This is a genomic window from Mesorhizobium hunchu (assembly GCF_040081975.1).
In the GTDB taxonomy this organism is placed as follows: Bacteria; Pseudomonadota; Alphaproteobacteria; order Rhizobiales; family Rhizobiaceae; genus Mesorhizobium; species Mesorhizobium hunchu.
Genome location: NZ_JBEBMG010000008.1, coordinates 14,852 through 36,769, shown reverse-complemented (window position 1 = coordinate 36,769; position 21,918 = coordinate 14,852). Strand labels below are relative to the sequence as shown.

21 protein-coding genes are annotated in these 21,918 nt (G+C 66.2%); 10 read left to right on the top strand and 11 right to left on the bottom strand.

What is annotated here, in order from left to right; translation table 11 throughout:
• Nucleotides 1–164: 164 nt before the first annotated feature.
• The 4 genes from ABMA46_RS15010 to nagA are packed head-to-tail and all read left to right on the top strand — an operon-like array spanning nt 165 to nt 4,016.
• Entirely contained in the window at nt 165–1,046 is an 882-nt protein-coding gene (locus tag ABMA46_RS15010; protein WP_349000491.1) for a glucosamine kinase nucleotide-binding domain-containing protein, read from the top strand.
• Nucleotides 1,043–1,831, top strand: coding sequence for a GntR family transcriptional regulator (locus ABMA46_RS15005; RefSeq protein ID WP_349000490.1), 789 nt, complete (start codon nt 1,043–1,045; stop codon nt 1,829–1,831). Before ABMA46_RS15010 ends, ABMA46_RS15005 begins: the two co-directional genes overlap by 4 nt.
• The gene (locus ABMA46_RS15000; protein ID WP_349000488.1) at nt 1,828–2,850 is read left to right on the top strand and encodes an SIS domain-containing protein; all 1,023 of its coding nucleotides are present in this window, start codon (nt 1,828–1,830) and stop codon (nt 2,848–2,850) included. The genes ABMA46_RS15005 and ABMA46_RS15000 overlap by 4 nt, the downstream gene beginning before the upstream one ends.
• Nucleotides 2,850–4,016 carry an N-acetylglucosamine-6-phosphate deacetylase gene (gene nagA, locus ABMA46_RS14995; protein WP_349000486.1) on the top strand — a complete coding sequence of 389 codons (1,167 nt, stop codon included), beginning with the start codon at nt 2,850–2,852 and terminating at the stop codon, nt 4,014–4,016. Before ABMA46_RS15000 ends, nagA begins: the two co-directional genes overlap by 1 nt.
• A 198-nt stretch (nt 4,017–4,214) precedes the next feature.
• Here the strand turns inward: nagA and ABMA46_RS14990 are convergent, their stop codons facing one another.
• The 10 genes from ABMA46_RS14990 to ABMA46_RS14945 all read right to left on the bottom strand — a co-directional run bounded on the left by ABMA46_RS14990 (nt 4,215) and on the right by ABMA46_RS14945 (nt 13,435).
• Nucleotides 4,215–4,928: an ABC transporter ATP-binding protein gene (locus ABMA46_RS14990; RefSeq protein ID WP_349000484.1), complete on the bottom strand. Its 714-nt coding sequence runs from the start codon at nt 4,926–4,928 to the stop codon at nt 4,215–4,217.
• Entirely contained in the window at nt 4,925–5,659 is a 735-nt protein-coding gene (locus ABMA46_RS14985) for an ABC transporter ATP-binding protein (RefSeq protein ID WP_349000483.1), read from the bottom strand. The genes ABMA46_RS14990 and ABMA46_RS14985 overlap by 4 nt, the downstream gene beginning before the upstream one ends.
• A gap of 26 nt (nt 5,660–5,685) precedes the next feature.
• Complete coding sequence (locus ABMA46_RS14980; protein WP_349000481.1) at nt 5,686–6,651, bottom strand: branched-chain amino acid ABC transporter permease; 966 nt, start codon at nt 6,649–6,651, stop codon at nt 5,686–5,688.
• Nucleotides 6,648–7,529, bottom strand: coding sequence for a branched-chain amino acid ABC transporter permease (locus ABMA46_RS14975; protein WP_349000480.1), 882 nt, complete (start codon nt 7,527–7,529; stop codon nt 6,648–6,650). Before ABMA46_RS14975 ends, ABMA46_RS14980 begins: the two co-directional genes overlap by 4 nt.
• Nucleotides 7,530–7,823: a type II toxin-antitoxin system RelE/ParE family toxin gene (locus tag ABMA46_RS21385; protein ID WP_425475754.1), complete on the bottom strand. Its 294-nt coding sequence runs from the start codon at nt 7,821–7,823 to the stop codon at nt 7,530–7,532. It lies immediately after the preceding gene.
• Nucleotides 7,820–8,116 carry an antitoxin of toxin-antitoxin stability system gene (locus ABMA46_RS14965; protein WP_349000477.1) on the bottom strand — a complete coding sequence of 99 codons (297 nt, stop codon included), beginning with the start codon at nt 8,114–8,116 and terminating at the stop codon, nt 7,820–7,822. Before ABMA46_RS14965 ends, ABMA46_RS21385 begins: the two co-directional genes overlap by 4 nt.
• Nucleotides 8,117–8,184: 68 nt before the next feature.
• Nucleotides 8,185–9,489: an ABC transporter substrate-binding protein gene (locus ABMA46_RS14960; protein WP_349000475.1), complete on the bottom strand. Its 1,305-nt coding sequence runs from the start codon at nt 9,487–9,489 to the stop codon at nt 8,185–8,187.
• A gap of 151 nt (nt 9,490–9,640) precedes the next feature.
• On the bottom strand, nt 9,641–11,053 hold the full coding sequence (locus tag ABMA46_RS14955) for a hypothetical protein (RefSeq protein WP_425475753.1): 1,413 nt from the start codon (nt 11,051–11,053) through the stop codon (nt 9,641–9,643).
• A gap of 7 nt (nt 11,054–11,060) precedes the next feature.
• Nucleotides 11,061–12,362, bottom strand: a complete 1,302-nt coding sequence (gene pncB, locus ABMA46_RS14950) for a nicotinate phosphoribosyltransferase (RefSeq protein WP_349000474.1) — start codon at nt 12,360–12,362, stop codon at nt 11,061–11,063.
• A 122-nt stretch (nt 12,363–12,484) separates the two neighbouring features.
• Complete coding sequence (locus ABMA46_RS14945) at nt 12,485–13,435, bottom strand: LysR substrate-binding domain-containing protein (protein ID WP_349000472.1); 951 nt, start codon at nt 13,433–13,435, stop codon at nt 12,485–12,487.
• A 175-nt stretch (nt 13,436–13,610) separates the two neighbouring features.
• Here ABMA46_RS14945 and speB point away from each other — a divergent pair, with 175 nt between their 5' ends.
• From speB to ABMA46_RS14920, 5 genes are all read left to right on the top strand, one after another.
• A complete protein-coding gene (gene speB, locus ABMA46_RS14940) occupies nt 13,611–14,672 on the top strand; it encodes an agmatinase (protein WP_349000471.1) in 1,062 nt (353 codons plus the stop codon).
• Nucleotides 14,673–14,739: 67 nt separating this feature from the next.
• A complete protein-coding gene (locus ABMA46_RS14935) occupies nt 14,740–15,828 on the top strand; it encodes an ABC transporter substrate-binding protein (RefSeq protein ID WP_349000470.1) in 1,089 nt (362 codons plus the stop codon).
• A 261-nt stretch (nt 15,829–16,089) separates the two neighbouring features.
• Nucleotides 16,090–17,127, top strand: a complete 1,038-nt coding sequence (locus tag ABMA46_RS14930) for an ABC transporter ATP-binding protein (protein WP_349000469.1) — start codon at nt 16,090–16,092, stop codon at nt 17,125–17,127.
• A 289-nt stretch (nt 17,128–17,416) separates the two neighbouring features.
• Nucleotides 17,417–18,271 (top strand): ABC transporter permease, encoded by an 855-nt coding sequence (locus tag ABMA46_RS14925; RefSeq protein ID WP_349000467.1) that lies wholly within the window; start codon nt 17,417–17,419, stop codon nt 18,269–18,271.
• On the top strand, nt 18,268–19,062 hold the full coding sequence (locus ABMA46_RS14920; protein ID WP_349000466.1) for an ABC transporter permease: 795 nt from the start codon (nt 18,268–18,270) through the stop codon (nt 19,060–19,062). The genes ABMA46_RS14925 and ABMA46_RS14920 overlap by 4 nt, the downstream gene beginning before the upstream one ends.
• Before the next feature lies 1 nt (nt 19,063).
• Here the strand turns inward: ABMA46_RS14920 and ABMA46_RS14915 are convergent, their stop codons facing one another.
• Nucleotides 19,064–20,464, bottom strand: coding sequence for an MATE family efflux transporter (locus tag ABMA46_RS14915; RefSeq protein ID WP_349000465.1), 1,401 nt, complete (start codon nt 20,462–20,464; stop codon nt 19,064–19,066).
• Between the two features lie 204 nt (nt 20,465–20,668).
• Between ABMA46_RS14915 and ABMA46_RS14910 the strand changes: the two genes are divergently transcribed.
• On the top strand, nt 20,669–21,763 hold the full coding sequence (locus ABMA46_RS14910; protein ID WP_349000464.1) for a hypothetical protein: 1,095 nt from the start codon (nt 20,669–20,671) through the stop codon (nt 21,761–21,763).
• Nucleotides 21,764–21,918: the final 155 nt, after the last annotated feature.

Genomic DNA, 21,918 nt, shown 5'->3' with positions numbered 1-21,918 from the left:
ATACCACTTGTCCATACGGGATTAACGATTTCAAATAGACGATCATTGGGCGGTCTATAAAATTGCAAATAAAACAATAGATTGGACGTTAGGAAATTCGAAATCCAAATTAATCCTTGGCGAATGGTATTTTATTGGTATTATCCTCCTTGAGGAGAAATCACGTGATCTTCGTGCTTGGCATCGACGGCGGCGGCACAAGCTGCAGGGCGGCCCTTGCGACCGCCGACGGAACAGTTCTGACCCGCGCCAAAAGCGGCGCGGCCAACATCCGCACCGACCTCACCGGCGCCCGCACGCATATCGTGGAGGCGGCGCGACAGGCTTTGCTGGCGGCCGGCGAAGACCCCGAACGGATTGCGCAGACGCCCGCCGTGCTCGGGCTGGCGGGCGCCAATGTCGGCACCTACCGGCAGCAGCTCGAAGCCATCCTGCCCTTCTCGACAAGCCGCGTCGAGACCGACGCCGAGATCGCGCTGGAAGGCGCGGTCGGCTCCGGCGACGGCGCGATGGCGATCCTCGGCACCGGCTCCGCCTATATGGTGCGCCACGACGGCCGCTCGCGCGCCATCGGCGGCTGGGGCTTCCAGGTCGGCGACCAGGGCAGCGGCGCGCGCATCGGCCGCGACCTTCTGGAGCAAACGCTGCTCGCCCATGACGGCATCCGCCCCGGCTCGCCGCTGACGGAGGAGATGATGGCGGTGTTCCGCGACAATCCGGAAGATCTGGTCGAGTTCACCACCAACGCCAAGCCGGGCGACTTCGGCGGCTTCGCGCCGAAGGTGTTCGAGAACGCCGACAAGGGCGATGCGGTCGCCACATGGATCATCGACAGGGCGGTCGGCGATGTCGAGGCGGCGCTCGCCGTGCTCGATCTGCGATCCACTGACCCTCTCTGCCTTCTCGGCGGGCTCGGCCCGCTCTACGCGCCGCGCCTTTCGCCGCGCTATCGCGACCATCTGCGGGCACCTCTCGACGATGCCCTCGGCGGCGCGGTCCGGATGGCGGCGCGGCTGTTCGGACAGGGTGCGGGAGCAGGCCGGTGAGCGAGGCGGCCGACCATATCCTCGCCGCGCTCAGGCAATCGGGCCAGAGCGGCGCGCCGCTCTATCTGCAATTGCGCAAGAGCATCGAGGACGCCGTCAACCGCGGCGTGATCGGTCCCGGCGACGCCCTGCCCTCCGAACGCGACATCGCCGTCAAGGCCGACATGTCGCGCGTGACGGTGCGCAAGGCGGTCCAGGATCTGGTCAAGGGTGGCATCCTGGTGCAGCGGCACGGATCCGGCACCTTCGTCGCCCCGCGCATGGAGCGCGTGGAGCAGTCTCTTTCCCGACTGACCTCCTTTACCGAGGACATGGCGCGGCGCGGCATGAGCGTGCGTTCCGAATGGCTCGACCGTGGCCTTTACGCCCCGTCGCCCGAGGAAATGATGGTGCTCGGGCTGTCCGCCGACGACATGGTGGCGCGGGTGGCGCGCCTGCGCGTCGCCAACGACACGCCACTGGCCATCGAGCGCGCCTCGCTGTCGGCCGGCATCCTGCCCGATCCTTCCGCAATCGGCTCGTCGCTCTATGCCGCGCTGGAGGCAAGCGGCAACCGCCCGGTGCGGGCCGTGCAGCGCATCTCGGCCGCCAATCTCGGCACGGCCGACGCCGGGGTGCTGCAGGTGGCGCCGGGATCGGCCGGCCTGCGCATCGAACGCATTTCCTACCTTGCCAGCGGCAAGGTGATCGAATTCACCCGATCGATCTACAGGGGCGACGCCTATGATTTCGTCGCCGAACTGCGCCTGGCCTTGCCGGGCGACGACAATGGAGCCAGACCATGACCACCCACATGCGGCGCGAGATCGAGGAGATACCGGAAGCGGCGGCGCGGCTGCTCGACCGGTCGGGCGCGGTGCTTGCCGAGGCCGGCCGGGCGATCGGTGCGCGTGACCCGCATTTCCTGGTGACGGTGGCGCGCGGCTCCTCGGACCATGCCGCCACCTTCATGAAATACGCCGTCGAATTGACCGCCGGTCTCGCCGTCGCCTCGGTCGGCCCATCCGTCGCCTCCGTCTACGGACGCCAACTCAGGCTTGCCGGAGCAGCCTGCCTGGCGATCTCGCAATCCGGCAAGAGCCCGGACATCGTGGCGATGGCCGAAAGCGCGCGCCGAGGTGGTGCGCTGACGATCGCGCTGACCAATACCGCCGATTCGCCGCTGGCGGCGGCCAGCGACCACGCGATCGATATCATGGCCGGCCTCGAGCGCAGCGTCGCGGCGACCAAGACCTTCGTCAACTCCACCGTCGCCGGCCTTGCGCTGATGGCGCACGCGACAGGCGACGAGAAGCTGCTGGCAGCACTCGCCAAACTGCCGGAGCAGTTCCGCCGCGCCGTCGCCTGCGACTGGAGCCCGCTGACAGGAGCGCTCGACGGCCACAATTCGCTGTTCATCCTCGGCCGCGGTCCGTCCTTCGCGATGGCGAACGAAGCGGCGCTGAAATTCAAGGAGACCTCCTCCGTTCACGCCGAGGCCTACAGCGCCGCCGAGGTGATGCACGGTCCGCTGGCGCTGGTCGGCCCGGGCTTCCCCGTGCTGGCGCTGGCCGCGCGCGACGCCTCCGAGCCGTCGCTGGTCGAAGGGGCAGACGGCATGACGAGCAAGGGCGCGGCGGTGTTCATCACCTCCGACAAGGCGCAAAGAGCGATGCACCTGCCGCATGTGGCGACCGGCCATCCGCTCACCGATCCGCTGACGCTGATCGTTTCCTTCTACGGCTTCATCGAGGGCTTCGCCCGTCATCGCGGCCTCGACCCGGACCAGCCGCCCAACCTGCGCAAGGTGACGGAGACGCGGTGATGGCTACGATGCCCTCCTTCGCTCTTGCAGGCGCGCGCCTTTTCGACGGCGACGCCTGGCATGACGACGCGGCGCTGTTGATCGAAGGGGGAACCGTCGCCGGGATCGTGGCCAAAGCAGATGTTCCCGACGATATGGAGGTTCGCGACCTGGACGGCGGCATCCTCGCCCCCGGCTTCATCGACCTGCAGGTCAATGGAGGCGGCGGCGTCATGCTGAACGACCGGCCCGACGTCGAGACGATCCGCACCATCTGCTCTGCGCATGCGCCCTTCGGCACCACGGCGCTGCTGCCGACGCTGATCACCGATACGCCGCAGATCACGGCGGCGGCAATCCAGGCGGGTCAAGAGGCGGCGGAACAGGGCGTTCCGGGCTTCCTCGGGCTGCATCTGGAAGGGCCGCATCTGTCGATTGCGCGCAAGGGCGCGCATGATCCGAAGCTGATCCGGCCGATGACTGACGCGGATCAGGCGGCGCTGATCGCCGCGCGTGGCACCATGTCGGTATTGCTCACCACCGTCGCGCCGGAATCGGTCGATCCGCAGCAAGTCGCCGCCCTGGCGGACGCAGGCGTCGTCGTCAGCCTCGGCCATTCCGACGCCGGCTACGCGACCGCCGGCGCCTATGCCGACGCCGGCGCCGGCGTGGTGACGCATCTCTTCAACGCCATGAGCCAGATCGGCAATCGCGAGCCAGGACTGGCGGGCGCGGCGATCGACGACAGCAGGCTGTTTGCCGGGCTGATCGCGGACGGCATCCACGTGCATCCCTCGACCATGGAAATCGCGCTGGGCGCCAAGGCCGGACCGGGCCACATCTTCCTGGTCACCGACGCGATGGCGACCATCGGCACCGACATGACCAGCTTCACGCTGAACGGGCGCACCATCCACCGCAAGGACGGATCGCTGAGGCTGGAAGACGGGACGCTGGCCGGCGCCGACCTCGACATGATCTCGGCGGTGAAATTCGTCTCCCGGCTGCGCGGCTGCGACCTGGCGGAAGCGCTGCGCATGGCCTCGCTCTATCCGGCCGAGGCTGTGGGGCAGGCCGGCAGGCTGGGACGGCTGAAAGAAGGTTACGTCGCCAACATCGTCGCGCTGTCGGATGCGCTGGACGTGAAGGGCGTGTGGATCGACGGCCGGCGGGTATTCGGCGGCTAATTCCGACAGATCGCAGAGGTCGCGCACCCCCACCCCTAACCCCTCCCCACAAGGGGGAGGGGGATTTTGCGGCGACGCCACGATGCGCCAACGTTTGTGATTTCGGGAAACAATGGTGCCGGCGTCCCCTCCCCCTTGTGGGGAGGGGTTAGGGGTGGGGGTGAAGGCCATATGCAGATTAGCGCGCCTGAGCCGCCCTCACCCGACGCCCACATAGCGGCGGATGGCGGCGGGGTCGGCGCGCAGGGCCTCGACATCGACCGTCTCGCGGTTGCGGCCGTTCTCGATGAAGGCGATGCGGTCGGCCACCGGCAGCACGGCATCGACGCGCTGCTCGACAAGGATGGTCGAGACGCCGCGCGCCCGCAGACCGGAGACGGTCTCGCGGATCCTCTGGATCATCGACGGCATCAGCCCCTCGGTCGGCTCATCGAGCAGGAGCACCTTCGGCTCCAGGCAGAGCGCCCGCGCCATGGCCAGCATCTGCTGCTCGCCGCCCGACAGCGTGCCCGAACGCTGCGACAGGCGCTGCCTGAGCAACGGGAAAAGCTCCAGCACGGACTCGCGGGTCGTCCGCCCCTTGCGGCGCGCCATCAGCCCGATCTCGATGTTTTCCGCCACCGTCATCTCGGCGAACAGGCGGCGCCCCTGCGGCACATAGGCGATGCCGGCCCTGGGTACCTCATGCGCGGGCAGGCCGACCAGTTCACGCCCCTCCAGCCGGATCGATCCGCCCGCCGTCGTAACAAGGCCCATGATCGCCTTGAGCGTCGTGGTCTTGCCGGCGCCGTTGCGGCCGAGCAGGCAAAGCACCTCGCCGCGCCTGAGGTCGAGGTCCAGGCCGTGCAGCACCTGCACCGCCCCATAAAAGCAGTCGAGGCCGGCGATGGTCAGGATCGGCTCCTCGTTCATGCCGCCGGTTCCTCCACCCCGCCGAGATAGGCTTCCTGCACGGCGGCGTTCGCACGGATTTCTTCGGGCGTTCCTTCGGCCAGCATGCGCCCGGCATTCAGCACGGTGATGCGATGGGCAAGCTGCATGACCAGCGGCATGTTGTGCTCGATCAGCATGACCGTGGCGCTCTGCGCGATCTCGCGCACGAGCGCGGCGAAACCTTCGATCTCGCCATCGGACAGGCCCTGCGTCGGTTCGTCGAGGATAAGCAGACGCGGCTCCAGCGCCAGGCCCATCGCCACTTCCAGAAGACGCTGGTGACCGTAGGCTAGCTGGCCGGCAAGCGCATAGGCGCGGTCGGCCAGTCCGGTGCGCTCCAGCGCCTCCATCACGCCGGCTCGCAGCGTACCGCCTCCCTTGGCTTCCAGCCGGCGCTGCACCGGCAGGGCGACATTGTCGTAGACGGTAAGGTCGGGGAAGATCGAGGTGATCTGGAATGTGTAGGCGATGCCGAGCCGCACCCGGCGATGCGCGGGCAGATTGGTGATGTCGGCGCCGTCGAAGACGATGGACCCTGCCGTCGGGCGGATGCGGCCGCAGATCAGGCTGACGAAGGTTGTCTTGCCGGCGCCGTTCGGGCCGATCACGGCGCGGATTTCGCCGGGCATCAGCGAAAAATCGACGCCGTCGACCGCCTTCAGGCCGCCGAAGTGACGCGCCAGCCCTTTCGTCACGAGCAACGGTTTCACGGGAGGCGGTTTCGGGGGAGGCGGCGTCATGGCAGCCACCCCAGCCATTTCTTGCGCAGCGTGCCCATGATCCCCTTCGGGAAGAACAGCACCAGCACGATCAGCGCGATGCCGACGATGAGCAGCCAGGCGGAGGTGTAGCTGCTGGCGGTATCGGTGATGTAATACATGACCACTGTGCCGATGAGCGGCCCGAGCGTCGTGGCCGCGCCGCCGAGCAGCACCCAGAGCAGCGGCAGGATCGAATATTGCACGGTGGCGAAATTCGCGCCGACATAGCCGAACAGCAGCGCGAAGGCAGCGCCCGCGGCTGCCGCGATGGTGCCCGACAGCACGGTCGCCGCCAGCTTGTTGGCGAAGGTGTCATAGCCCAGCATCCGCGTGCGCTCCTCGTTCCCGCGGATGGCGATTAGGACGCGGCCCCAGCGCGAGCGCACGACGACGAGGGTGACGAAGAGCGCGACAGCCAGCAGCGCCAGCGCCGTCATGTAGCGGACGGTCGGATCCGTCAGGTCGAGCGAAAGGGAACCGAGCGTGGCGATGCGCGCACCGTGCTGCAGCACCAGTCCCTGGTCGCCGCCGGTCCACGCCGCGAAATAGAGGATCAACAGATAGAAGACCTGGGCGAACATCATGGTGACGATCATGAAGGCGACGCCCGAGGTGCGCAGCGCCAACAGCCCCACCGCCAGCGACAGCACAGCTCCGGCCGTGATGCCCGCCACGAAGGAAAGCGCCACACCGGCGCCGGCGTGGGTCATGGCGAGGCCCGCGCCATACATGCCGGCGGAAAAGAACATGGCATGGCCGAGGCTGAGCAGGCCGGCATAGCCGAACAGCATGTTGTAACCCATGGCGAAGATGGCCAGCACCATGATGCGGGCGACCAGCCCGTGATGATAGGCAGGCAGCACGAAGTTCATGGCGAACAGGGCGAGCACCACGGCAAGATGCAGGCCGTAGACCTTGGCGGGCGACGCGTCCTCCCTCATCGCGGCGCCGCCCCGAACAGGCCCTGCGGGCGAAACACCAGCACCAGCGCGACGGCGAGGGTTGCGACGATCTTGGCGAGCGTCGGCGAGAAGAACATCGAGATCACCCCGTCCGACAGGCCGATCAGGATGGCGGCGACGACCGTACCGCGCAGCGACCCCAGCCCGCCGATGATGACGACGATGAAGGAGAGAAGCAGCGGGTCCTGTCCCATCAGGTAATGCGCCTGGCTGATCGGCACGATCAGCACGCCTGCGACCGCCGCCAGCATGGCGCCGAGCGCGAAGACGCCGGCATAGACGCGGTCGACCGGAATGGCGAAGGCCTGGGCGGTTTCGCTGTCATATTGGGTGGCGCGCATCAGAAGGCCGATCTTCGTGCGCGTCAGAACCAGCCAGGTGGCGACCAGCAGCAGCGCCGCGATGGCGACGATGGAAAGCTTGTAGCCGGAATAGCCAAACCACGGCAGGAGCACGCGGTAGCTGAAAGGCGGCGAGACCGGCCGCGCCTCCGGGCCGTAGAAGGTCAGCGCCAATTGCTGGATGATATAGAGCAGGCCGATGGTGGCGACGATGGTGGATTCGGGATTGTAGTTCAGCCGCCCGAGCACAAGGCGTTCGGCCAGCAGCGCGATGGCGCCGACGACGAGCGGCGCCACCACCAGCGCCGCGACGAAGCCCACGGCGGGATGTGCGCCAAGCATGTTGGAGACCACCCAGGCAAGCACAGCGCCGAGCATGAAGAACTCGCCGTGCGCGACATTGACGATGCGCATGACGCCGAACACCAGCGACAGGCCAAGCGCCGTCAGCGACAGCACCGCGGCGCTGACAAGGCCTTCGAGCACGGCGAGCAGGAGATGCGGTCCGAAGGCCATTCAGGATTCGTCCTCGGTGAGAGGTGGCCACTGGCGGGAGGTGTGGACAACGGCGACGATCCAAACGGCGTCGTCACGAACTTCATAGACCAGACGATAGTGATCGTGGGCCAGAACCTGCCGGGTATTCGGCAAGGCGCCTACATGTCCGGAGAAGGGAAAATTGCCAAGCCGTTCCGCGGCGATGCCAAAAGCCTCGTCGACGCGTAGTGCCGCTCGTGGATTATCCGCAGCGATATAAGCTCTGATTGCATCGCGGTCATCCTCCGCGTCGGACGACCACCTGACCTTCACGAATTTTCCTCATCCATCCGGCGCTGAAGTTCGGCGCGCCGGGCTGCGGCCCTGGCTTCAACCTCCTCGTGGGAAGACCACCTGCCAGCCGCTATCGAGCTGCGAGAGCGTTCGATCTTGCGCCGCAGGAATTCATCGTAACCACGCTTCTCCTCCTCGCGCCGGAGGAGATAATCCCTCATCAGTTCACGCATGATTTGCGATGCCGGACGGTCCGCCTCCAACGCTTCGGCCATGAAGGCGTCGCGCAGTTCCGGTTCCAGCTTCATGGTGAAGACGGCTTCCTTGGCCATGACACGCTCCATCGATTGATACTGACGACGTATATACGTCGTCAGTATCTCCCAGGCAAGGAACCCGCTCAGAGCGGCTGCGTCGTGTAGTCGGCTTCCGGTTCGTACATGCCGTCCTCGATCGCCGTCTTGTGGACACCGTGGAGCTTGCCGTCCTTCACCTGCGAGATGTTCTGGCTGCCGAACACCTGATGGATCTTGCCGTTGAACACCTTCCTGCCCTGCGGGTGCTCCGGACCCTCGGCGAATTCGGTCAGCGCCTCGGTCGCTTCGACCAGCTTGGCGCGATCCTGCGGACCCTTATAATCCGCATCCTCCATCGCTTTCTTGATGACGTAGAGCGTTTCCCAGCAGCCGAACATGTGGGCGGCGGTGGAGACATCCTTCGGATCACCGGCGGCGGCGCCATTGTCGTCTATGCCGACGGCGGCGCGATAGGCCTTTTCGGCCTCCGAATCGTTCGGCTGCGCATAGCGCGGCGAGCCTTCCCAGAAATGGCTGCCGTCGAGATATTCCAGGCCCGGGGAGTTGATGTCGACGGCCTCGAGCGAATCGATGAAGCCGAACAGCTTGGGACCGCTGGAGCCGTAGAAATCGCCGAGTTCCTTGACGAAGGTCAGCACGCCCGGTCCGACCATGACATGGTAGATGACCTCGGTCTCGGGCGGGATCTGGGGAAAATACTTGGTGAAGGAGGATTCCGTCGGCGGGATGGCGATCTGCGCGACGACCTCGCCGCCGGCCTTCTTCATCGCCGGCGGCAGGTAATCGCGATGGTCGTAGCCGAAGGCGTAATCGGGGAAGATCTGCGTGACCTTCTTGCCGGCATTGGCGGCGATCCACGGCGCGACGGAGGTCACCTGCGCGCGCACGTCGGTGATGCCCGGCTGCAGGCACCAGCGGTTCATCTTGCCCGACGCGACATGATAACCTTCCGAGACGACGTAGTAGGGAACCTTCAGTTCGCCGGCCGTCGGCGCGGAGGCGATGACGACGTTGGAGAACAGCGTGCCGTAGACGATGTCGGCCTTGTGCTGGTTGACGAGTTTGGACACCACCTCGGCGCCGCGCGCGGCGTCGGTGCCGTCGTCCTCGACGACGATCTCGACCTGGCGGCCGTTGATGCCGCCGGCGGCGTTGATCGCCTTGACCGCGGCATTGGTGGTGCGCTCGTACCAGCGGCCATAGGCGGCGCCGATACCGGTGCGGTGCGCCTGGAAGCCGATCCGGATCGGCTCCGACGACTGCGCCTGCGCATAGCGCACGAAACCCGGCGCGACAGCCAGGCCCGCGCCGGCGGCCAGGCCCTTCAGCGCGGTTCGGCGGCTCAGCCTGCCCTTCGAAAGATCGAAAAATCCCTTGCGGTCAGTCATGACGGTTCCCCTGTTTTATCGACTTTGACCAACGAAAACGGATGCTTTCAAAGCTGCCGCGGCAGCATCGAAAATTGCATGTATACAAACTAAATCATCAAAGCCGCGCACTGACAAGCGAGCTTTCCGTTGGGGCAATCCGAGGCTCCCCCTAGCCGGCCGCTGGCGTCGCCAGCAGCCACAGGCCGAACACGGTGTAGGCGATCATCAGCAGCGTCAGCGGCAACTGGCTGAGCACCGCGCCGCGCGTTTCGCCATAGAGGCGGTACGCCAGCGAATGGGCGACGATCACGGCCAGTACATGGCCGAAGATGATGGCGCCGGCCTGGCAGTTCCACAGCACCCAGGCGGACTGCGCGCCGGCGGCGATGCCGGCGGAAACCTGCATATGCGCCGTGCCGAACAGGTTCCAGCCGCGCGCGAACGGGTCCGAGAGCGCGACGACGGCGTATTGGCCGTCGACCAGCAGCGCGGTGAGGTAGTGGGCGACATGATAGGCCAGCGCGATCGGCACGATCGACCAGACAAGCAGACCGGCGGCGCCCGCCGGCGCGCGCCGGGCGAAGAGCTGTCCCACCGCGACGGCTAACAGGAAAAGCGCGCCGAGCACGACAAAGGTCGCCGCCAGACCCATCGTGGAGATGAAGATGAGCGCCGTCCGTCCCGGATAGTCGATCGGGTTGATGCCGTTGAGGCCGAGCCAGAAGAACGTCCTGGCCAGCCCGTCGAAGGAGACGGACGACAGCGTGAGCAACACGAAGGCGACGCCGCTTGCCGGCAGCGGCGCCATGTCCAGCAGCTTGGCGCCGGGCCAGCGCAGGAAAAGCCGGCCCTCCCTACGCTCGAGCGGCGCGAAACGCGCGACCATGGCGAAGAAAACGGAAAGGAACTCGCCGCTTCGGCTCCATCGTTCGTAGCCGAAAGTCAGCATCGCGACGAAGCTGAACAGCCAGTAGCCGCCAGCCGCCCATGCCAGGCGCGCCGGGTCGGCGGGCGCCGGATCGACCAGTTCGAACCAGGCGAAGGCGAAGAAGAGCAGGAAGGCCGGCAGGAGGTCGAGCCGCTCGACAAGCCGGCGGCCGGTCCCTCGCCCGAACAGCGGCGAAAGCACCCGCCACGGTCCGTACCAGGGATTGAGCCACGACCAGATATCGCCGAACAGGCCCTGCAGCAGGGTCAGCCCGCCCCACAGCAGCGTCCAGATCGTCAGCGGCAGCGGATTGGAAAGCGGGTCGCGGCTGCCCCAGAAGCCTGCCACGACAAGACTTGCAAAGCCGGCAAAGGAAACAAGCGAGACGACCGTGCGCGCACCGTCTCCGAAGGAGAGGAGCGGCAGCCGCGATCGCCAAATCCGCTCCAGCGCTGCGGCGGGAACGAGCGCCAGCATGAGAAAGGAGACGGCCACGGCAAAGGCGCCGCCGACGAGATAGTAGCCGGTGGGCAGCAGCAGCACATGGCCGTTGTCCGAGGCGTGGGCGAAAGCCGTCGCGGGACATGCGGCCGTGACGGCGAAAGGCAGGACGCCGCGAAGGAAGAAAAGCGGAATTGGCTGGCCGCGTCTCAAGGCGGCCTCACACCTTCACCAGATGCCGCACCCGATCCTTGTCGCCGAACACCCGCAGATAGCGTTCGATCTCCTTCGGATCGCCGGTCGCCTTCTCGGGATTGTCGGACAGCTTTACCGCCGGGCGGCCATCGGCCTCGGTCACCTTGCAGACGAGCGAGATGGCGTTCAGCCCCTCCGTCGGCGTCGGCGCGCAATCCTCGAAATCGTTGGTGAGGTTGGTGCCCCAGCCGAACGACATGCGCACCTTGCCGCGGAAATGCCGATAGGTGTCGATGATGGTGTCGACCTCCAGCCCGTCGGAGAAGATCAGCAGCTTCGTCTTCGGGTCGCGGCCCATCTTCTTCCACCAGGCGATGATCTTCTCGCCGCCCTCGATCGGCGGCGCGCTGTCGGGCCGGAAACCTGTCCAGTCGGCAACCCATTCGGGCGCGTCGCGCAGGAAGGCGGCGGTGCCGAAGGCGTCGGGCAAGACGATGAGCAGATTGCCGCCGTAATAGCGCTGCCAGTCCTGCAGCACCTTGTAGGGCGCAGCGCGCAACTCCTCCTCGGTGTCGGCGAGCGCGGCCAGCACCATCGGCAGTTCGTGCGCGTTGGTGCCCAGCGCCTCGAGGTCGGTGTCCATCGCCAGAAGCACGTTGGAGGTGCCGGTGAAGGCTTCGCCGATGCCTTCCTTCAGGGCCTCCACGCACCAGCGCTGCCACAGGAAGGAATGGCGACGGCGCGTGCCGAAGTCCGAGATCAAGATGTCGGGCAGCTTCTTCAGCCGCTCGGTCTTGTCCCACATCCTGGCCTTGGCGCGGGCGTAGAGCACGTCCAGCGCGAAGGGACCGAACGCCTTCATGGCCGAGCGCGAGCGCAACTCGTTGATGATGGCCAGCGCCGGGATTTCCCAGAGCGTGGTATACATCCACGGGCCGGCGAAGGTCAGCTCATACTGCCCGTCGCGCCGCTCCAGGTGATATTCGGGCAGCCGAAAATCCTCCAGCCAGGCGAGGAATTCGGGATGGAATATCTGCTTGCGGCCATAGAAGGTGTTGCCGCCCAGCCAGATCATCTCCTTCTTGGAGAAGCGCAGCGTGCGGGCATGATCGAGCTGCTCGCGCAATTCCCCTTCGTCGATCTCGTCGGCGAGGCGGACCGCGCTGCGGTTGATGAGCGAGAAGGTGGCGTTAACCCTGGGATACATGCCCCAGATCATCTGCAGCATCAGCAGCTTGTAGAAATCCGTGTCGAGCAGGCTGCGTACGATCGGATCGAGCTTCCAGGCATGATTGTAAACCCGCCGCGCTATGTCGGTCCTGGCCATGCGGTTCCACCCTCGTTTTCAGCGACGCCGGCTTGTGCGACAGGCCTCATAGCATCGATTTCGCCGAAGCGCTGCCTGCTTCGGCCCTGGCATAGAAAAAACCGCACCGCCTCGTCCCGCGGTCAGCGCGTCGCCGCCCCGCGCCGGCGCATACCGATGCGGCCGCCGGCAAGCGGATCGCCCCGGCCATCCGCCTCCATCTTTTCCGCGAACAGCCAGTCGATGAAGACGCGCACGATCGGCGCCGATTTCATCTCGTTGCGGCAGACCACGTAGAAATCGTCCACTGCGGGAACGGCAAGGCCGAACGGCGCCACCAGTTGCCCGCGTGCCAGCAGCCCGCTGGCGGTGACAGTGTCGCCCAGCGCCACGCCATGGCCGTGCAGCGCAGCCCCGATCGACAGATGCGCGTCGGTGAAATGATGTCGCCGCCCCCGTTCCAGATCGAGCGCATCGGCGGCGGCCAGCCAGGTGTGCCACTCGCGCCCGTGGTCGCCATGCAGCAGCACATGATTGCCGAGATCGCGCACCGACCGCAGCGGACGGGCGTTCACCAGCGTCGGGCTGACGACCGGAAAGAGTTCCAGTCCCGACCATCTGCGCATCCAGCAATCGTTCCACCTGCCGTCGCCATAGAGCAGGCACAGGTCGAATTCCGCCGAGCGGATGTTCTGCGGATCGTTGGAACCGGTCAGGTTGAGCTGGATATCGGGATATTGCGCGACGAAGGTTCCGAGCCGCGGGATCAGCCACAGCGACAGCAGGGCCGGCACGCAGGAGAGCGACAGGGTGCCGCTGGAGGCCGGCCGCGTCAGTTTCAGCGCCGCCGCCGCGATGCCGTCGAAGGCAGACGACACCGCCGGCAGCAGTTCGGCACCGTGCGGGGTAGGCTTCAGCCGCTGCCCGGCGCGCTCGAACAGCTTCACCCCCAGCGACTGCTCCAGCGCCTTGATCTGGTGGCTGACCGCGCCATGCGTGACGCTCAATTCCTCGGCCGCCTTGGTCAGCGACCCGTGCCGCGCCGTCGCCTCGAAGGCGCGCAGCGGATTGAGCGGCGGCAGGCGCTTGCGCAAGGGCGGCTCCCTAAGATTGTGAGATTTCCTCACAGCTGCAGTTATAACAATATCAATTGCTTTTCCACTTCGCCTCTCCGAAAATCCGGGAAAACAAGCATAAAGACGGAATAATTGCCGGCGGGCCACGGATATCGTCATCGGACGCAGGCGGCTTTGCGTGGAGGAATTGCGTATGGACTTCGACGACTCCAAGCTCGAGGCGCTGCGGGCCAAATATGGCGAGAGCCACGGCGGCGAGTTGTTCGACCCGAAGTTCCGCCGGGTCGCCGACAAGATATTCTCCAAGAGCGGCACGCGCGTCGCGCCCTACTCCGGCATTCCGACCTTCCTCGCCGCGCCGCTGCGCGAGGTCGCCGCCGAAAACCCCGATTTCGGCGATCTGCAGGTGGCGATCATAGGCGTGCCGATGGACCTCGGCGTGACCAACCGTAACGGCTCGCGTTTCGGGCCGCGCGCCCTGCGCGCCATCGAGCGCATCGGTCCCTACAACCACGTACTCGACTGCGCGCCGACCTATGAGCTCAAGGTCGCCGACATCGGCGACGTGCCGTTCCGCAGCCGCTACCGGCTGGAACTCAGCCATGAGGACATCGAGAAGCGGCTGACCCAGATCGTCGATGCCGGCGTCGTCCCGCTGTCGGTCGGCGGGGACCATTCGATCACCCATCCGATCCTCAAGGCGGTCGGCAGGCAAGGCCCCGTCGGCATGATCCATATCGACGCGCACTGCGACACCGGCGGCGCGTTCGACCAGACCAAGTTCCATCACGGCGGACCGTTCCGCAACGCCGTGCTCGACGGCGTGCTGGACCCGACCCGCACCATCCAGATCGGCATTCGCGGCGCTTCGGAATATCTGTGGGAGTTCTCCTACGAATCCGGCATGACGGTGATCCATGCCGAGGAGATCACCGGCATGGGCATCCCCGCAATCATCGAGAAGGCACGCGCGATCGTCGGAGACGGGCCGACCTATCTCTCCTTCGACATAGACAGCCTCGACCCCGCCTTCGCGCCGGGCACCGGCACCCCGGAAATCGGCGGGTTGACGACGCGCGAGGCGCTCGACCTGCTGCGCGGACTGAAGGGGTTGAACATTATCGGCGGCGATGTCGTCGAGGTCGCGCCGCAATACGACGCCACCACGAACACGGCGCAGGCCGGCGCGCAGATGCTTTTCGAAATCCTCAGCCTTATGGTGTTCAGCCCGGCGCTGAAAGCGAAGGCACGCTGACGCGAAAAAAAGGATAGACTGCAACAAACGGGAACCCGGCAAAGACCGGACTGCAAGGAGAACGGCAATGACACAATTCATGCAGCGCAAGCTCAGCCGCAGAACCGCGCTCGGCGTCGGAATCGCTGCCGCAGGCATGCTCGCCATGCCTGCGGTGCTGAGGGCGCAGGACAAGTCGCTCAAGGTCGGCGTCTATGGCGGCTATTTCAAGAAGTCGTTCGACACCCACATCTTTCCCGAATTCACCAAGGCGACCGGCATCGCCGTCGAATCGGTGGCCGAGCCGACGGGCGAAGCCTGGCTGGTGCAGCTCGAACAGGCGGCCAAGGCAGGACAGGCGCCGGCCGACCTTTCCATGATGTCGCAGACGACGACGCTGAAGGGCCAGTCGACGGAACTGTGGACGCCGCTCGACACCTCGAAGTTCAAGCACTACGGCGACCTGCTGCCGCGCTTCGTCAACAAATATCCGGACGGGCGCGTCGCCGGCATCGGCGCGGTGGCATGGTGGATCACGCTGGTCTCCAACACCGACGTCTTCAAGGAGGCGCCGACCTCCTGGGCGGCGCTGTGGGAGGACGACAAGAAGGACAAGCTCGGCCTGCTGGCGCTCGCCTCCAACTCCTTCCTGCTGGAAGTGACGGCCAAGACGTTCATGGGCGGCACCGATGCGCTGAGCACCGACGAGGGATTGGACAAGGCCTTCGCCAAGCTCGCCGAGGTGAAGCCGAACGTGCGGCTCTGGTATCGCGACGAGGCGCAGTTCGAGCAGGCGCTGAAATCGGGCGAAATCCCGATGGGCCAGTATTATCACGACGTCACCGGGCTGGCCGTCGCCGACGGCTTCCATGTGCGCTCGACCTTCCCGAAAGAAGGCGGCATCCAGGATTCGGGCAACTGGTGCCTGTCGCGCGCTTCCAAGAAGGTCGACGAGGCACACGCCTTCATCGACTATATGAGCCAGCCGTCGATCCAGGGGCTGATGTCGCGCAAGGTCGGCACCCAGCCGACCCTGAAGAAGGACGTGCTCGACCTGAAGCCGGAGGAATTCGCGGCGGTGTCCTCGGATATCGAGCCGATCATCCCGCGCTACGACCTCTATACGTCGAAGGCCGACGAGATTAACCAGAAGTGGACTGAACTGATCGTCGGGTGAGCAGTCGCCTTCCCCCTGCATGGCAGGCGGATCATATGACAATTTCGAGTGAAATTGCGGCTGATACCCCCACCCCTGTCCCCTCCCCACAAGGGGGAGGGAGACGCCGGCGTCAGCGGTCCACATAGAATCGTTTATGTCGGCATGCTGTAGGATCGCCTCAAAGTCCTCCTCTTCCCAAGGAGGGAGGGGTTAGGGGTGGGGTGCAGCGGCATATGCAATTGCCCTGCCGCGAAGCGGCGGGTAGTCCGAGGATCATAGATGTCCGGCCTGTCCATCAACGCCGTCACCAAACGCTTCGGCGACTTCACCGCCGTCGATGACGTCACGCTCGCCGTCCCGCACGGCACGTTCGTGTGCCTGCTCGGCCCGTCCGGCTGCGGCAAGACAACGCTGCTTCGCATGATCGCGGGTCTGGAGGAGCCGAGCGCCGGCTCGATCGCGCTCGACGGCGTGAACATGACGGCGCTGCCGACCCATAAGCGCGACCTCGGCATGGTGTTCCAGTCGCTGGCGTTGTTCCCGCACCTCACCGTGGGGCAGAACATCGCCTATGCGCTGCGCATCCGCGGCGCATCGAAGGAGGCGCAGCGCAAGCGCGTGGACGAACTCCTGGCGATGATCCATCTGCCCGGTTTCGCCAACCGGCCGGTGACGCAACTGTCCGGCGGCCAGCGCCAGCGTGTCGCGATCGCCCGCGCGCTGGCGCTGTCGCCGAAGCTGTTCCTGCTCGACGAGCCGCTTTCGGCGCTGGACGCCAAGCTGCGCGAGGCCATGCAGGTGGAACTGAGGCAGTTGCAGCAGCGGCTCGGCGTCACCACCATCGTCGTCACCCACGACCAGCGCGAAGCGATGACGATGGCCGACCTCGTCGTCGTGATGGGCAAGGGCAGGATCCTGCAGGCCGCTTCCCCGATCGAGATCTATCGCAAGCCGGCTGACGCCTTCGTCGCCGACTTCATCGGTATCACCAACCTGTTGCCGGCCGAACTGGACAGCGCGGGACGAGTGACAGTGCTCGGCGCGGCCGTGGCCGACCTGTCGCTGCCGTCCGGTATGGCGAAGGCCTCGGTCTCCATCCGCCCGGAGGACATACGCCTGACGGCGCCGCGCCAGGGCACGCTCGACGGCACGGTGACCTTCGTGCGCGACCTTGGCGGCACCATCGAAACCTTCGTCGAGGCCGGCGGGGCGACGATCACCGCCGTCGCGACCCCACGCGAGCGGCCGCAAGTGCAGGTCGGGCAGACGGTCGGCGTGCTGCTGCCAGCCGAAAGCTGCGTTGTGGTGAAGGCATGAGCGGCGGCGGTAAAGGGCTGTCTTCGCCCCGTTCACGGCAGGGCGATTGCATATGGAATGTCCCCCATTCCGGCCGCCGCACACCCCCACCCCTAACCCCTCCCCACAAGGGGGAGGGGGAGGGGGAGGCTGCCGCCGCCTTTGCGTGCGAAATTGCCAAGGTTTCTATGTCGTGGCGCTGCCGCAAGAGTCCCCCTCCCCCTTGTGGGGAGGGGTTAGGGGTGGGGGTGGAGCGCCATATGCGATTGCCTTACCGTAAACGGGGCGAAAGAAGAGGGGATTGCCTCCCATGAGACGCGAGCCGCCGCGCAGCGCTGCCGACTATGCGCCGCTGGCCTTTCCGGCGCTGATGCTCGTCGTCTTCTTCGTGGTGCCGTTCTCGACCATGGTGGCGGTTTCATTCTTCAAGCGCGACCCGGCCGGCTTCTACAAGCCGGACTTCGTCATCGACAATTACGAGCGGTTCCTGTCCGCCTTCTTCGGCGAGGTGCTCGGTTTCTCGCTGATGCTGGCCGTCGGAGTGGCCGTTTGCTGCGTCGTCATCGCATTCCCCTTCACCTATCTCCTGACCAAGCGCCCGCGCAGGGTGCAGGTCGTGTGGCTGGTCGGGCTGATGTCGGTGCTGTCGCTGTCGGAGGTCATCATCGGCTTTTCGTGGTCGACGCTGCTGTCGCGCACGGCCGGCATCACCAACCTGCTGGTCGCGGTCGGGCTGATGGACCAGCCGGTGGCACTGCTGCCTTCGCTCGGCGCGGTGCTGACCGGCATGGTCTATCAGGCGCTGCCCTATACGATCCTGGTGCTCTATCCCGCGCTGGTGCGGCTCGACCCGACGCTGACCGAGGCCGCGCGGACCTTGGGCGCGTCTCCCGTTCGCGCGTTCCTCAACGTCGTCGTGCCGGCGCTGCGCAACACCATCGTGGCGACGCTGATCATGGTCTTCGTCTTCGCGCTCGGCTCCTACCTGCTGCCGCAGATCCTCGGCCGGCCCCAGCAATGGACGCTGTCGGTGCTGATCACCGACCAGGCGATCTATCAGTCGAACATGCCCTTCGCGGCGGCGATGGCGGTGTTCCTGGTGCTGATCTCGCTCGCGCTGGTCGGTCTCACCCTGCTCGTCGGCCGCCGGGAGAACGCGGCATGACCTGGCTGCGCCGCCTTTATTTTCTCACCGTCGCGCTATTCCTCGCGGCGCCGCTGATCGTCGTGGCCGGCGTCTCGGTCAACGAGAAGCAGGATCTGACCTTCCCGCCGAAAGGGTTCTCGCTTTCCTGGTACGCGCAGATCTTCACCGACCCGGAATGGCGCGCGGCGCTGTTCCATTCGCTGACGCTGGCGGTCTGCTCGGCGGCGCTGGCGGTGGCGATCGCGCTGCCGCTCGCCTGGTTCCTGTGGCGGCGCATCGCACCGTGGACGAACGTCTTCCGGGTCCTCGGGCTCGCGCCGTTCATCCTGCCTCCGGTCATCACCGCGCTCGGCTTCCTGTCGTTCTGGGCGACGCTCGGCCTGTTCGGCCAGTTCTTCACGGCCATCGTCAGCCACGCGATCTTCTTCGTCACCCTGCCGCTGGTGACACTGTCGCTCGGCTTCGCGTCCATCGACCGCTCGCTGGTCGAGGCGGCCGCCACGATGGGCGCGGACGACCGCACTGTGGCGCGCACCGTGGTGCTGCCGCTGATCCTGCCCTACCTCGTCTCCGGCTACGCCTTCGCCTTCGTGCTGTCGCTCAACGAATACATCGTCGCCTACATGACGATCGGCTTCACCACCGAGACGCTACCGATCAAGATATTCAACGCGCTACGCTACGGCTACACGCCGACGATGGCGTCGGTCTCGGTGTTCTTCGTCGCGGTGGCGGCCGTCGTGTTCGGCCTGATCGCCGCCTTCGGCGACATCCGCAAGCTGCTCGGGGCGATGAGCTCCGAGCGATAGCTCAACCGAAAACGGGTGCTGCGGCAAGCCGGTCGCGGCGCAGCCAGCGCGCCAGAAGCAGCACCGCCACCGCCGCCAGCCCGCTCGCCAGGCCGATCCAGATGCCTGTGCCGGCGAAGCCGAAACGGAAGGCCAGCAGCGCGCCGAGCGGCAGGCCGATGCCCCAGTAGCCGATCGCCGCGTAGATCATCGGCACGGTCGTGTCGTGCAGGCCGCGCAACATGCCCGAAGCCACCGCCTGCGCGCCGTCGAATATCTGGAACAGGGCGGCGAAGGCGAGGAAGGAGACGGCAAACGCGATGACCCGCGTGTTGGCGGGGTCGGCAACGTCGATGAAGGCGCCGATCAGCGGCCGCGGCCACAACAGCATGACCAGCGCCATCAGCGCCATGAAGGAGACGCCGAGACAGAAGGCGGTCCAGCCGGCGCGGGTCACGCCCTCGCCGTCGCCCGCGCCGTAGGCCAGGCCCACGCGCACCGTCGCCGCCTGGTTGAGCCCCAGCGGCACCATGAAGGTGATCGAGCATATCTGCAGGGCGATGGCGTGGGCGGCCAGCTGGTCGGCGCCGATCAGCCCCATCAGCAGCGCCGCTGCATTGAAGATCGTCACCTCGAAGGCAAGGATGCCGGCAATCGGCAGGCCGAGCCTGAGCAGACCCCAGAAACGCGGCCAGTCCGGACGCCAGAAGCGCCCGAACAGCACGTAGCGGCGGAACCGCTTCTCCGTCAGCACGACGACGACGAGCCCGAGGAACATCAGCGTCGACGACAGCGTGGTGGCGAAGCCCGATCCGGCGATGCCCATGGCCGGCATGCCGAGATGGCCGAACATGAACACCCAGTTGAAGCAGGCGTTGGCGGCCACGGCCGCGAACACGATCACCAGCGCCCAGCCCGGCCGCTCCAGCGCCGAGATGAAGGAGCGCAGAACGATATAGCCATAGAAGGGCAGCACCGCCCATTGCAGCCAGCGCAGATAGATGCCGGCCTGATGCGCAAGCGCCGGCTCCTGCCGGATCAGCAGGAGGATGCGCTCACCGTTCCACAGGAACAGCCAGATCGGGACGCAGACGAAGACGGCCAGCCACAGGCCCTGGCGGACGGTGCGGCGGATGTCGCGCACGGAATGGCGCCTGCGGCCAAGCTCGACAGCCATCATCGGCGAGGTGGCGAGCATCAGGCCGAGGCCGAAGATCATCACCATGAAGTAGAGGTTGGAGCCCAGCGCGCCTGAGGCGAGCGTATGCGAGCCCAGCCGTCCCATCATCATGACGTCGGTGGCGGTCATGGCCGTCTGGCCGAGATTGGTCAAAACCATGGGCCAGGCGAGCGCCAGCGTCGCCTTGATTTCAGAGCGCCAAAGGTAAGCCGGCGCTCGCACGCCGGCATCGACAACAGCCATTTCGCCTGTCCTCGCGGCGCGTCGGCAATTGCCGGAAGCCGCACGTTTCGGCATGGAATCGGAAAATGCCGGCCATGCGCGATGATCGGCTTGTCCCTGAAACCGGGCGACTTGGCAAGAGGCGCGCCGGAACAAGGCATGGTCCAGGCCCTTGCGCGCCGGATCGCGGGCAGGTCTTCTGGCAGCGGCGATTCGAGGATGCGCATGGAAACGGTTACCATCAGGGCAAAGGGAATCTCGGTTTCGGTAGATTGCAGCGTCGGCCATCTGGCCGATCTCGCCATCGAGACGGAGGAGCGGACTCTGAGGCCGCTGCACCACGCACCGTGGCTCGATGAGCCACCCGAAAGCCTGCCGCCCGGCCTGCCAGACGGCGTGACTCGGTTGTCCGGCGACTTCCTGTGCGCGCCGTTCTCGGCCGCGGATGTGGAGGCTGCGCCGCTGCACGGCTGGACGGCGAACAGCGCATGGGATCTCGTGGAAGAGGCGGCAATAGACGCTGGCAGGCGGGCGCGGTTCCGTCTCAGGCGCACCGTGATGGGCGCGACCGTCGAAAAAATCCTGACGCTGCGCGACGGTCATCCTTTCCTCTACCAGGAGCACGCCTTCATCGGCGGCGCTGGCGCCATTCCCGTCGCCCATCACGCCATGACGGTCATGCGCGAGGGTGGAACCCTGTCCTTCTCGCCGAAGCGGCTCGCCGCCACGCCCGATACGGCGCTGGAGCCGGACCCCACGCGCGGCCGCTCGCTGCTCGCCTATCCCGCATGCACGCCGGACCTGACGGAGTTTCCGGCGGCCGACGGAAGCACCATCGACCTGACCGATTACTGCATGGACCGGCGCCACGAGGATTTCGTCACCCTCGTCGAGGCCGATCATCCGGGTCCCGGCTGGACGGCGGTGGCGCGGCGCGCCGAGCGCGACGTCGTGCTGGTGCTGAAGGACCCGGCGACGCTGCCGGTCACCATGTTGTGGATCTCCAACGGCGGGCGCGACTACGCGCCCTGGAGTGGCCGCCATCGCGGCGTGATCGGCATCGAGGACGGCCGCACCGCGATCGGTCATGCCGCCTCCATCGGCGACAACTGGCTGAAACGCGAAGGCATCGCGACGACGTTCGAACTGGCCGAGGGTCGACGCGTGGCGATCCGGCAGGTGATCGGCGCGACCGACGCCGCCGGCGATCCGCCCGATACGGTGACGGTGGAGACGGGACAGCTCAGGCTGGGCTGGCAGGGCGGGACCACGCGCGAATTGCCGTTCGCCGACGGCTTCCTGAAGGGCGTGGAAAACTAAAAGTTCTTCCATATTGCCGTCGCGCACCCCCACCCCTGTCCCCTCCCCACAAGGGGGAGGGAGACGCTGACGCGGCCGTTTCGACAAAGATTTCCAGCCTTGGCGAGTTGCAACATGGCCGCAAAGTCCCCCTCCCTTGTGGGGAGGGGTTAGGG